The 12,799-nt window shown below is 73.4% G+C and carries 9 protein-coding genes; 7 read left to right on the top strand and 2 right to left on the bottom strand.

The features are described 5' to 3' along the window. The first annotated feature begins 145 nt into the window (after positions 1-145). The 3 genes from WN71_RS27730 to WN71_RS27740 all read left to right on the top strand — a co-directional run bounded on the left by WN71_RS27730 (position 146) and on the right by WN71_RS27740 (position 2,287). Positions 146-769 (top strand): TetR/AcrR family transcriptional regulator, encoded by a 624-nt coding sequence (locus WN71_RS27730; protein ID WP_046591631.1) that lies wholly within the window; start codon positions 146-148, stop codon positions 767-769. A gap of 106 nt (positions 770-875) precedes the next feature. Next, positions 876-1,577: a ribonuclease HII gene (locus WN71_RS27735; protein ID WP_046591632.1), complete on the top strand. Its 702-nt coding sequence runs from the start codon at positions 876-878 to the stop codon at positions 1,575-1,577. A gap of 68 nt (positions 1,578-1,645) precedes the next feature. Then, on the top strand, positions 1,646-2,287 hold the full coding sequence (locus WN71_RS27740; RefSeq protein ID WP_079178160.1) for a hypothetical protein: 642 nt from the start codon (positions 1,646-1,648) through the stop codon (positions 2,285-2,287). 402 nt (positions 2,288-2,689) lie between these two features. On the opposite strand, the gene WN71_RS27745 is transcribed toward WN71_RS27740, so the two are convergent. Both WN71_RS27745 and WN71_RS27750 read right to left on the bottom strand, forming a co-directional pair. Next, the gene (locus WN71_RS27745) at positions 2,690-3,310 is read right to left on the bottom strand and encodes a hypothetical protein (protein WP_046591634.1); all 621 of its coding nucleotides are present in this window, start codon (positions 3,308-3,310) and stop codon (positions 2,690-2,692) included. Between the two features lie 256 nt (positions 3,311-3,566). Beyond that, a complete protein-coding gene (locus WN71_RS27750) occupies positions 3,567-5,732 on the bottom strand; it encodes a RecQ family ATP-dependent DNA helicase (RefSeq protein WP_046591649.1) in 2,166 nt (721 codons plus the stop codon). A gap of 368 nt (positions 5,733-6,100) precedes the next feature. Here WN71_RS27750 and WN71_RS42920 point away from each other — a divergent pair, with 368 nt between their 5' ends. From WN71_RS42920 to WN71_RS42925, 4 genes are all read left to right on the top strand, one after another. Then, positions 6,101-8,128 (top strand): DUF4192 domain-containing protein, encoded by a 2,028-nt coding sequence (locus WN71_RS42920; protein ID WP_338058703.1) that lies wholly within the window; start codon positions 6,101-6,103, stop codon positions 8,126-8,128. Positions 8,129-8,490: 362 nt separating this feature from the next. Further along, on the top strand, positions 8,491-10,416 hold the full coding sequence (locus tag WN71_RS27760) for a glycogen debranching N-terminal domain-containing protein (RefSeq protein ID WP_046591635.1): 1,926 nt from the start codon (positions 8,491-8,493) through the stop codon (positions 10,414-10,416). 154 nt (positions 10,417-10,570) lie between these two features. Then, a complete protein-coding gene (locus tag WN71_RS27765) occupies positions 10,571-11,329 on the top strand; it encodes an NUDIX hydrolase (protein WP_046591636.1) in 759 nt (252 codons plus the stop codon). A 79-nt stretch (positions 11,330-11,408) separates the two neighbouring features. Then, on the top strand, positions 11,409-12,799 hold a 1,391-nt coding region (locus tag WN71_RS42925), incomplete at its 3' end, for an ABC transporter ATP-binding protein (RefSeq protein ID WP_240529787.1).

Genomic DNA, 12,799 nt, shown 5'->3' on the forward strand with positions numbered 1-12,799 from the left:
TAGTGAGCCCCCATAGGGAACGCAAGCGTTCACTTGACTTCTCGCCGTACGGCAACTCCCCCTCGCTGCCCTACGTCGTGTCGCTGCCCCACGTCGTGCCCGCCGCTGGAGAATCCCCGCTCCCCCGCTCCGCTGGAGAACAAAGATGGTTGCCTCGCACTGGACGGCCGCCCCCGCTCGGACGGCCTCCCTACGACGGCGTGGTGCCGTGCTCGAACGCGCGATCCTGGAAGCCGCGCTGGAGCAGCTCGGCACGGTCGGCTGGAACGGCCTCACCATGGAAGGCGTCGCCGCCGGCGCCCAGACCGGCAAGGCCGCCGTCTACCGGCGCTGGCCCTCCAAGGAGGACCTCGTCGCCGACGCGCTGCGGGCCGGACTGCCGCGCCTGGACGCCGCCCCCGACCGTGGAAGCGTCCGCGAGGACCTGCTGGCGCTCTGCCGTCAGGCGCGCGAGGCGATGTACTCGCGTCCCGGGCTCGCCCTCCGATCGATCATTCACGAATGCGACCCGATCCAGGCCGAACGCTTCCATGGACTGATCTTCAAGGGCGTCGTGGAGCCGACCATCGGACTGCTGCGACAGATCATCAACCGTGGAATCGAGCGGGGCGAGGTGCGCGGCGACGCGTCGAACAGCTATGTCTTCGACGCCGTCCCCGCGATGATGATGTACCGGTCGAAGATGTGCGCCAGCGAATGGAGCGACGGTGATCTCGAGGAGATGATCGACCAGCTGATGCTGCCGCTGCTGCGGCCGACCGGTCCCTGAGAGCGGGGGCCCGCCGCCCCGTCCCGGCCTGCGGGAACCGTCCGGTGACCCCGGAGGGGGGCCAGGGTGTCGCGCCGTCCTTCCGGCGGCGTACTCTGAGGTCGCCATGCCGTACGAACCACCCACCCACACCGTCGAGCGCTCCCTTCGCGCCACGACCGGGGCGAAGATCATTGCCGGTGTCGACGAGGTGGGGCGCGGCGCCTGGGCCGGCCCCGTCACCGTCTGCGCGGCGGTCACCGGACTGCGCCGGCCCCCCGAGGGACTCACGGACTCCAAACTGCTCACCGTCAAGCGGCGCACCGCGCTCGCGGACATACTCCAGCAGTGGGTGACCTCCTACGCCCTCGGACACGCCTCGCACGAGGAGATCGACGACCTGGGCATGACGGCCGCTCTGCGGCTCGCCGCGGTGCGCGCCCTGGAAGCCCTCCCGGTCCGCCCCGACGCGGTGATCCTCGACGGCAAGCACGACTACCTCGGCGCCCCCTGGCGGGTCCGCACGGTGATCAAGGGCGACCGGTCGTGCGTGGCCGTCGCGGCGGCCTCGGTGATCGCCAAGGTTCAGCGCGACAAAATGATGGCCGAACTGGGCATCGACCATGCAGACTTCGGTTTTGCGGACAATGCCGGGTATCCCTCACCCGTGCACAAGGCCGCACTGGAGGAGCGGGGCCCCACCCCGTACCACCGGTTGTCGTGGGCGTATCTTGATGCGCTGCCCCAGTGGCGGCACCTCAAGAAGGCCCGCAGCTGGGCGGACGCGAGTGTTCCGGAGATCGAAGGTCAGCTCGGCTTCGACTTCTGACCACTCCGCTCGCATTGATGTGCCACCCCCTGGCGCGATGCGCACCAACGTTTGATAAACATCAGCTCATGCCTCTCAGTCCCGAGGAGCCCCCGATTCACGAGAGTGCCCAGGGTCCCCGCGCCACCCCGGCCGCCGGCCGTACCGCGCCGACCCCCCGCCCCGTACCCGGACCGCGCCCCGCGGCTCCGCCGCGTCCCGGTCGCCCCGGCCCCCTGCGGCCCACGCCTCCGGTGCAACGCACACCGCGTGACGTGACCACGGTCAAGCCTGGGCCCTCGGGTCCGGCCGCTCCCGCCGCGCCCGCCCCGGGCCCGGCGACCCCCCAGATCCAGCTGATCCCGGCGTCGGTCGAGGGTGCCCTCGACGCCGCCGAGGAAGCAGTGGACCTGCTGCTGGACTCGGGCCGTGCCCCCGGCGACCTGCTGGTGATCACCACCGGCGAGCCGCACCCGTGGGCCGCGCACGAACTGTCCTTCGGCGAACCCTCCTACTGGGCGCAGCACGACGCGCGTGACGACGTCTTCTACCTGGACGCCGCCGCCGCGGGCCGAGCCGCGACCCGTCCCGTGGTCGTCGTCGCCGTCAACGGCGGACCCGACACCACCGCTGCCACCGCCCTCCCTCTGGCGCTTGCCAGGGCCGGCGCCCTGCTGATCGTCTGCGGCGACCCGCAGAAGGTCAACGCGGTGCTCGGCGCAGGGGTCTGAGCCTCCCCGGAGACATCCGGGACGCTCGGGCTCACCGCGCGGTGACCGACGCAGCCGCGCGGGCAGTATCGGCACGGTGGGCCCTTCGGCATGTCCGGACGTCGTGCGACCGGGCGGCGCGTCGCGAAGTGACCGGTGTGCTGGTGCCGTGCGCCCGATCGGCGCGTGCCCGCCCGCCGTGCGAGTGGCTGGTGCCCTGGTTGGTGGCTGGCTGGTTGGCGTGCGCTTCCGTCCCGTCGGACCCGGCGTGGCGGGGGTGTGCCCGTCCCACGGCGGCTGATCAGCCGCCGTGTCCGGGATCGCCGGTGGCGGACTCGTCGGGACAACGAGCGGGTACCGCCGCATGGTTCCCGTTTGCCACTGCCGACTTCCCCCGTGTGTCGACCGGTCGTGCGGGTCCGCTCAGCGCGCCGCGGCGCGCCGCAGGACCTCCGACATGGCGCCACCGGTGCGCGGCAGCGGGACAGGAGCCTGCGTCAGCGTGAAGGACTCCGGCGCCGAGTCCGAACTCGGGCGGCGGCCGCCCCGGCCCTCGCCCAGCACCTGCCACCCGTCACGGGTCAGGGTTATGTACGCCCCGCACCGCAGCCCGTGCAGGGTGCACGCGTCACGCAGACCCCACATCCACGCGCCGTCCTCCTCCGTCCAACGACCGTCGCCCTCGCGGCAGTAGAGCAGCACGGCGGTGCGCACCGGCGTGCGGCGGCGCAGATCGTGCGGGATCACTCTGCGCAGCTGCGACAGCAGGGCGTTGCGGAACATCCAGCCGTCGGCGGGCGTGGCACGCCGCGTGAACGACGCGCTGGCGCACAGCCGTTCCTCCGAGTCGAAGACCGCCACGATCGCCGTGGTCGGTTCGGGGCGATGGCGTGCGTGCAGCCCGCTGACCACCTCGCGCGGGTCACGCAGCAAGGGGATGCCTGCAGCGGCCCATTCCGCAGGTTCGAGAAGACGGTTGGCGGACGCGGCGGACGCGGACGTCGACAAGGGCGCCGCCGAGGACGGAGCGAATCCGAAGGTCACGTTCCTCCCTTCGGCTACGCGCCCACACGGGGGGCGGGGTGGAATTCGGGGGAGCGCACGCCGCAGCAGAGCCCTACCGGGGGTGACGGACGGGCTGCACGGGGAGCGGACCCCAATTCTTCCTGCCGAATGGGGATGCGGCAACGAGCAAAGTGGGCTGACGGTTGTTATCTGGTGGTGCGTGCCTTATATCCCTCCCCTCAATTTGCCACCCGACAGCCCTTGAGACGCTTCGCGGCGCCCGGCGGTCGGGCGGTCAGCCCTGCACGGCCAGGACCAGCGGCAACACGCCCTCGGCGCCCGCTCCCATGAGCAGTCTGGCGGCTACAGCGAGTGTCCAACCGGTCTCCGTGTAGTCGTCCACGAGCAGTACCGGGCCCGGCGTCCCGGCGAGCGCGGACGCGAGAGCGGGCGGCACCGTGAGAGCCCCGTCGAGCGCCTTCAGGCGCTGCGCGCTGTTGCTCCGCGACATCGGTGGCGCGTCGCCGCCGTACTCCACGCCGCCCAGCAGGGGCAGCCTGCCGACCTGCGCGATGTGCTCTCCCAGCGAGCGGATCAGCCGGGGCCGGGTGCGCGAGGCGATGGTGACGACTCCCACCGGGCGCGGCGGGGCCCCGTCCGCGCCGGCGGCCCAGCCGCCCGGCCCCTTCGCCCAGCCCGCGAGGACGTCCACCACGGCCCGCGCGACATCGTCCGGAACAGGTCCGTCGGCGGCCCCGGGCGCCAGCATCGGCCGCAGCCGATTGCCCCAGCCGATGTCCGAGAGCCTCCCCACGGCCCGGCCCGCGCCCGCCTGCTCGCGGGGCGGGATACGGCCCTTGAGGTCGATGCCGATCGCCGGCAGCCCGGTCGGCCACATGCGGCGCGGCTCCACCTCGACACCGGCCCGGCCCAGATCCGCGCGGGCGGCGTCCACCGACCCCGTCGACGTGTCCGCCGTGAAGCGGGCCCCCGCGCAGTTGTCGCAGCGGCCGCACGGCTTCGCGCCCTCGTCGTCCAGCTGACGCTGGAGGAACTCCATGCGGCACTCCGCCGTCGTCGCGTACTCCCGCATGGCCTGCTGCTCGGCCTTGCGCTGCCGCGCCACCCACGCGTACCGCTCGGTGTCGTACGTCCACGGCCGGCCGGTCGCGACCCAGCCGCCCTTGACCCGGTGCACCGCCCCGTCGACGTCGAGGACCTTGAGCATCGTCTCCAGACGTGAGCGGCGCAGCTCCACCAGCGGCTCCAGGGCGGGCAGCGACAGCGGGCGCTCCGCGTGGGAGAGCACGTCCAGGGTGCGGCGCACCAACTCCTCGGGCGGGAACGCGAGCGACGCGAAGTACTCCCAGATCGCCTCGTCCTCCTTCCCCGGCAGGAGCAGCACCTCGGCGTGCTCCACACCGCGTCCGGCGCGGCCCACCTGCTGGTAGTAGGCGATGGGGGAGGACGGGGAGCCGAGGTGCACCACGAAGCCGAGGTCGGGCTTGTCGAAGCCCATGCCGAGCGCGGAGGTGGCGACCAGGGCTTTGACCTTGTTCGCGAGCAGGTCGTCCTCCGCCTGCTGCCGCTCGGCGTTCTCCGTCCGCCCCGTGTAGGCCGCCACCGTGTGCCCGCGCTGGCGCAGGAAGGCGGTCACCTCCTCCGCCGCCGCGACGGTGAGCGTGTAGATGATGCCCGAGCCTGGCAGGTCGTCGAGATGGTCCGCCAGCCACGCCATCCGGTGCGCCGCGTCCGGCAGCCGCAGCACGCCGAGCCGCAGGCTCTCCCGGTCCAGCGGACCGCGCAGCACCAGCGCGTCCGACGTGCCACCCGTGCCGAGCTGCTCCGCCACGTCGGCCGTCACCCTCGCGTTCGCGGTGGCCGTGGTCGCGAGCACGGGCACGCCCGGCGGGAGGTCGCCGAGCATCGTGCGCAGCCGCCGGTAGTCGGGGCGGAAGTCATGACCCCAGTCGGAGATGCAGTGCGCCTCGTCGACGACGAGCAGCCCGGTCGCGGCCGCGAGCTCCGGAAGCACCTGGTCACGGAAGTCGGGGTTGTTGAGCCGCTCCGGACTCACCAGCAGGACGTCGACCTCGCCCGCGGTGATCTCGGCGCGGACGGCCTCCCACTCCTCGGTGTTGGCCGAGTTGATCGTCCGGGCGTGGATGCCTGCGCGCGCGGCCGCCTCCACCTGGTTGCGCATGAGCGCGAGCAGCGGGGAGACGATCACGGTCGGCCCGCTGCCTCCGGCCCGCAGCAGCGAGGTCGCCACGAAGTACACGGCCGACTTGCCCCAGCCGGTGCGCTGGACGACCAGGGCCCGGCGCCCCTCGGCGACCAGCGCCTCGATCGCCCGCCACTGGTCCTCGCGCAGCCGGGCGGTGCCCGTTCCGTCCCCGACGAGCCGGGCGAGTACGGCGTCGGCCTGCGTGCGGAGGTCCGCGTTACTCGTGTGCTCCATGCGTTCCATACAACAGGACTCCACCGACAGCCGGGCGCGCCTGTGGACAAGCGAGCGCACCGCGCCGCCGTTGTCGTGTCCTTGCCCGTACTTATCCACAGGCTCAACCGGAACATCCGAATCCGCGAGATCGTCGGCGCATGACGAACCACAGCGAAACGGCAGAACCCGCCGAAAACGGCGATCGAGCCGGCTCCACGGACAGGAACGGGACGGGGGATCCGATGGGCTCGGAGAGTGCGAAGGGTATGGCGGGCGGCGTTGGTGCGGAGGGCATCGACGAGCCGGCGGGCGGAAGGGACTCGGAGGGTCCGGACGGGGCGGCGGGCGGAAGGGACTCGGAGGGTCCGGACGGGGTGGCGGGCCGGATGGGCTCGGGGCGTCCGGACGGTACGGCGGGTGTCGAGGCCGTCGTCGACCGGATCGGCTCGGCGCACGCGGACGCCTCGGCCGAAATCATTGGCTCGGTCGTTGATGAGCCGCGCGCCTCGACCGAACTCACCGGCTCCGTCGTCGACGACGCGCGCGCCGCCCTCGACCGGATCGACTCCGCCGACCACGTCACCTGCGCCGCATACCCCGGACACGACAGCACCCACCAGGTGACCCTCCGCACCCCGGCCGAACTGGCCGACGCCCTCCCCTACCTCCTCGGCTACCGCCCCGAGGACAGCATCGTCCTCGTTGCCCTCCACGACCGCGGCGGCCGCGGCCGGTTCGGCGGCCGGGCGCGGCTCGGCATCCCCGTGGGCGAGGAGGACTGGGCGGCCGCGGCCCGCCAGCTGGCCCACGGCCTGGTCACGGGCAGCGAACGCCGAGGCGTCCGCCCGGCACAGATGGTCGCGTACGTCTGCCACGAACCGGCCCGCGGCGAGACGGGCCAGGAGGTCATGGAACGCCTGCGCCCGCTCGCCCAACTGCTGCGCACCGAATGCGGCCGCCTCGACGTGCCCGTGATCGAGGCACTGTGCGTATCCGACGGGCGCTTCTGGTCCTACTGCTGCCCCAGCACGGGATGCTGCCCTCCCGAAGGCACGCCGATGGGCCTGCCCGGCACCTCCGTCCTCGCCGCCGCCGCGACCTACGCGGGACTCCAGGTGCGCGGCACCCTCAGCGAACTGCGGGCCCGCCTCCAACCCTGCGAGACCGCCGCCGCACTGGAGCAGGAGATCGTGCTCGACACCGTGAGCATGACCCTCGTCCCCCGGATCATCGAGGACACCAGCCGCGCCGAGGTGGCACGGGAGACCCTGGACCTCGCCGAACGCGTCCTGGACCGCCTCGCCGAGGCGCCGCCGGTCTCCGGCACCTTCCTCGCCGACCTCCGCGACGACGAACTGCTCACCCATGAAGAGGCCGCCGCACTCGTCCTCGGCCTCCAGGACCGGACCACCCGCGACCGCGCCGCCGAGTGGATGGAAGGACCGACGGCCGGCCCCGCGCTGCGCCTCTGGCGCGCGCTCGCCCGCCGCTGCGTCGGACCCTACGGCGAGCACGCGGCCGCACCGCTCACCCTGGCCGGCTGGGTCGCCTGGTCCACCGGTGACGATCTCGAAGCACGCGAGGCCCTGGCCATGGCCCTCGGCGCCGACCCCGGCTACCTGTTCGCGCGCCTGCTCCACCAGGCGTGCAACGAGGGCCTGGACCCGGAGTCGATCCGCCGCTGTCTGCGGGCACAGGCGTCCGGAGGCTCCGGAACGGACAGGGCGAACGGGGAAGGATCCGGGACCGGCATGGACTCGGAAGCCGACTCCTACCCACTCAGCGAACCCGAGGACGACCTCGCCCCTGAGTATGAGGACGGCCCTGAGATTGAGCCCGAGGACGGCCGCGACCTTGAGCTCGGGGACGACCTCCTCCCCGGGCCCGAGGGCGACCTCGCCCCCGAGCCCGAAGGCACCTTTGCTTCTGGGCCCGAGGACGGTCCCGGTGGCCCCCAGCCCGAATACGTCCTCACCTTTGAGTCCGTAGACGGTCGTGAGCCGGTAGACGGTCATGAGCCCGAAGTCGGCCCTGGGCCCGAGCGGATTCCCGCTCCCGTCCCCGCCGCCCGCCGTCGACGCGGGCAGCGTCCCTCGATCAGCGGGGAGAGCGGAGCCCGCGCACGGCGAGCTCAGGCGGCACAGTCCCAAACCGGCGACGGCGCCAGGCCGCGCGCCGCGTACCGCGGCCGTAAGGGCCCCACCGGAAAGGCGGCGCCACGACGCGACGGCACGACTTCCGACCCGGCCGACACGGGCGGCGACACCGCTCCCGTCGCCACTGCCACGCACAACCCCACCGCACCTGCCGCTCCCGGCCCGCGCGGCGCGACCGCACCCGCCCCCCGTTCGCGCAGCGCCACCCCTCCCGGTGCGACGCCCGCACGCCTCGAACCTGCCGACGGCGACCAGTGACCGTGCGGCCGGCGCCCCGCCGCCATTCGGTCGGCTTCACCCTCCGGCGCGTTACTCGGCCCCGTTCTGACCCGTTCACCTGTGTGGCGGAGCGCGTGACCAGCACGTACTGCCGAGCGCACAACTCCCAGGCGGATCCCTCTCGTGGGGTCCCGCACCCGCAAGAGGCGCACAGCGCGCAGGAGAAGCCGTCCATGCACCAGTCCACTCCGCCCGACACCGGCGCCGGTGACCATGCGGCCGTGGCCCAGTCGAGGCCGCCGTCCGCGTCCCCACGGTCCCTTGTCCTCCCGCCACCGAGCACGCCCGGACGCAAGCCGGCGCCACCCCGTCCCCTCGACCTCCCCGCCCTGCACGACGCGATGATCTGCGTGGCGCTGCCGGGCCTCGTCGTCTCGGCGGCACACGGGCAACTGACCGGTCAGGGCCTCGAAGGGTTCTACCGCGGTGGCCGCCGCGTGCTGTCGCGCTGCCGCCTGCGGGTGGCGGGCCGCGAACCCCTGACCGTCCGCGCCACGACGACCGACGCCGCAACCGCACACTTCGTGGGCACGGTGCGCGCGTCCCCCGTCGGACAGCCCGACCCGGACATCGTCGTCGAACGCACCCGCCACGCCGACGGCACCGAACACATCACCCTCCGCAGCGCGGCGACCAGGCCGGTGCGACTCCCGGTCGAGGTCGCCCTCGGCACCGACCTGGGCGACTTGGCCGCCATCGCCGCCGGCCGGAGCGGACCCGACCTGCCCGCCACCGTCCACGACGGCGGCCTGCGCTGGTCCCGCGCCACGACCCACGCGGCCGTCACGGCACGGCCGGCACCGGCCGACGCGCTGGCCGCGGCCGGACTCCTGCGCTGGGAGTTCGAACTGCCACCGGGCGGCACCGCGACCGTGGAACTACGGGTGCGGTCCGAGAGCGCCGCTCCGACCACGGCCCGCGCGGTCGGCCACACGGCCAACAGCCCCATCGCCCCCGCGCGGGCCACCTGCGACGACCCCACGCCCGCCGCGCTGCTGCGCAGGAGCGTGCAGGACGTACGGGCCCTGTTGCTGCGCGACCTCACCCGTCCCGCCGACGTGTATCTCGCCGCGGGCGCGCCGTGGCGCTGCGGCCTCGCCCCGGCCGACGCCCTCGCCGCGGCCCGGATGGCACTGCCCCTCGGCACCCGGCTCGCCGCAGGCACCCTGCGCATCCTGGCGCGCACCCAGATCCAGGGGCAGGACCGGCGCTCCGGCATGATCCCCGGCCCGCGACGCGACGCGGGAACGCACCTCCCGCCGAGCTGCACGGGCACGGAAGCCACCCTGCTCTTTCCCATCCTCCTCGCGGAGGCCCGACGCTGGGGCCTCCCGGAGCGCGAGACGGAGGAACTGCTGCCCGCGGCGGAACGCTGCCTGGCCTGGCTGCGCAGCACCGTGGGCGACGGGACCTATCTGGTCGAGCCCCAGCCCGACGGGCCCGTGCGCTGCGAGACACAGGCCCACGCACACCGGGCCGCCCTGCTCGGCGCCGACCTCCTCGACACCTGCGGAAGACCAGGCGCCGAGGAGCTACGGCAATGGGCCGGGCACCTCGGCACCGCCTTCCACGAGGACTTCTGGCTCGACGACCCCGGCGGTGGCCGCCCCGCGGCCGCCCGCACCCCGGACGGCCGCCTCCTGTCGCACCTGACCGCGCAGACCGCACACCTGCTGGACACCGGACTTCTGGGCGAAGGCCGCCACGCGCCCGGACTGCTCGACGAGTCCCGCACCGCACAGCTCGCCCGGCTGCTCGCCGGACCGGCCATGGACTCCGGGTGGGGGCTGCGCGGACTGGGGGCGAAGGAACCCGGCTTCAATCCGTTCGGCCACCGCTCCGGCGCCGTACGCGTCCACGAGACGGCGATCGCCGTCGCCGGCCTGACTGCCGGCGGACACGAGCAGGAGGCGAGCACCCTGCTGCACGGCGTCCTGGCCGCGGCCGAGGCCTTCGACCACCGGCTGCCGGAGATGTACGCGGGACGACAGCGCGACGACAGCGGTGGGCCCCTGCCGCACCCCGCGGCCTGCCGCCCGTCGGCCGGCGCCGCGGCCGCGGGGGTGCTGCTGCTCACCTCGGTCGCGGGCATCAGACCCGACGCACCGGCCCGCACGGTCACCCTCCGCCCACTGCGGTCCGCCCCCCTCGGGGAGATCGCCCTCTCGGACCTGCGCGTCTGCGGTGCCCCCTTCGCCGTGCGCGTGAGCCGACAGGGCCTCGCCCTCGTCGAGGAAGCCGCAGACGAACTGCAACTAAGGCTCTGACCAGGTGTGACGTCCCCAGCGGCCGCCGACGGGCGACCCGGGCCGGGATCGTTCCGACCCGACCGTCAGGCCCATGACGCAACGAAGTGGATCAGCCACCGATGCGACCGACGAAGGGAGTGTTTATCGTCAAGCAGACGACTATGATCGCGGCATGCCCTACGACCCGTCAGCGTTCCCGCCCTTCGCCGTCACCGTGGACCTGGTCGTGCTGACCGTGCGCCGCCACTCCCTGTGCGCGCTGGCGGTACGCAGGGGAGAGTCGCCGTTCCAGGGGCGCTGGGCGCTGCCCGGCGGCTTCGTGCGGGCCGACGAGGACCTGTCCCAGGCCGCGGCACGCGAACTGGCCGAGGAGACCGGCCTGCGCGCCCACGAACCCGCCGCCCCCGCCCAGGACAACGGCGCGCACCTCGAACAACTCGCCACCTACGGGGACCCCAAGCGCGACCCCCGCATGCGCGTGGTCAGCGTCGCCCACCTCGCCCTCGCCCCCGACCTGCCCGCACCCCGTGCAGGCGGCGACGCGAGCAACGCGCGCTGGGCACCGGTCGAGGAACTGCTCCAGCACGGCGGCTACGGCCGCGACGGCGAACCGGTCGCACCGCTCGCGTTCGACCACGCGCAGATCCTCTCCGACGGAGTCGAGCGCGCCCGCTCCAAGATCGAATACTCCTCCCTGGCCACGGCGTTCTGCCCGCCCGAGTTCACCGTCGGCGAGCTGCGCCGCGTCTACGAAGCGGTATGGGGAGTGGCCCTCGACCCGCGCAACTTCCACCGCAAGGTCACCGGGACGCCTGGCTTCCTCGTCCCCACCGGCGGCACCACCACCCGCCAGGGCGGCCGGCCCGCCCAACTGTTCCGAGCCGGCGGAGCCACCCTGCTCAACCCGCCCATGCTGCGCCCCGAAGTGTGAGGCGACTCCCGGCCACCTTGATGCGCAGCACGGCACGCTATACCCGACAAACAGGACATAGCGCGCTATCTTGCTTCGGGTGATCCAGGCGATCGGACTGACCAGCAACTCCCGCAAGGAGCACCCGCCCGCCGTCGACGACGTCTCCTTCGAGGCGCACGCCGGCCATGTCACCGCCCTCCACGGAGCCGCGGGCGCGGGCAAGTCGACAACACTCCGACTGATGCTCGAACTCCAACAGGGCCGAGGAATCACCTACTTCAGAGGTCGGCCCCTGCACCGCATGACCCACCCCGCCCGCGAGGTCGGCGTACTCCTCGGCGACGTACCGGGCCACCCGGCCCGCTCCGTACGCGGACACCTGCGCATGCTGTGCGCCGCAGCGGGCACACCCGCACGGCGAGCCGACGAAGTCCTCGAAGCGATCGGCCTGATCAGCCTCCGCGACGAACGACTCGGCACCCTCTCCCGTGGAATGGACCGCCGCCTCGGCCTTGCCTCCGCACTGCTGCCCGACCCGCACACCCTCGTACTCGACAACCCCGCCGACGGCCTCTCGGCACGCGAGAGCCAGTGGCTGCACGACACACTGCGCGCCCACGCGAACCAGGGCGGCACGGTCCTGTTCACCACCGCCGACCCCAAGGAAGCCGCCCGCGTCGCGGACCACGTCGTCACCCTCGACCAGGGCAGGCTCGCCGCCGACCAGGAGGTGCGCGAGTTCGCCCGCACCCGGCTGCGCCCACGCGTCGCCGTCCGCAGCCCGCACGCCGCACGCCTGGCCCACCTGCTCACCAAGGAGGCCCGCACCGAACGGCGCTCCGTCGAAGTCGTACGCGAGGACGGCAACCGCCTGTCCGTCTACGGCAGTACGTGCGCCGACATCGGCGAGGCGGCGTTCCGGCACGGCATCCTCGTCCACCAACTCGCCGACGAGGTGGGCGACATGGGAGCCAACGTCGCCGTAGAACCGCAGAACGCGCAGGAAGAAGAAGCCCGGACGCCCACCGCCTCGGCCGCGCGGGCCTCCATCCATGCCCCGAACTCCACCCTCGTTCCGCCCCAAGGCACCGACACGGCCCCCGACGACACCCTCACCGCGCCGGAGAACGCCCCTCGCCCTGGCCCTGGCGCTGACGCCGATGCCGGGACGGGCGCGATTGCCGGGACGAGCACGATCGCCGAGGCGGGAGCCGTGGGAGAGGCAGGTGCCGCTGGTGGGCCCGAGGGCGTTGGCCGGACCGGGACCGCCGCCGAGATCGGGACTGCTGTCGAGACGGGGGCCGCGGTCGAGACCGGGACTGCTGTTGAGGCGGACGCCGGCGCTGATGTGCCCCCGGGCTCCGAGCCCGCTTCGCTCGATGAAGCTTCGGGGGGCCTCCCCCCCTCCCCCCTCCCGCCCCCCATCCCCGTCCGCTCGGCCCCCGGCCCCCTCCGCCCCCTCCGCTACGAGCTGCGCCGCGCCATGGG

This window comes from Streptomyces mangrovisoli, assembly GCF_000974985.2.
In the GTDB taxonomy this organism is placed as follows: domain Bacteria; phylum Actinomycetota; class Actinomycetes; order Streptomycetales; family Streptomycetaceae; genus Streptomyces; species Streptomyces mangrovisoli.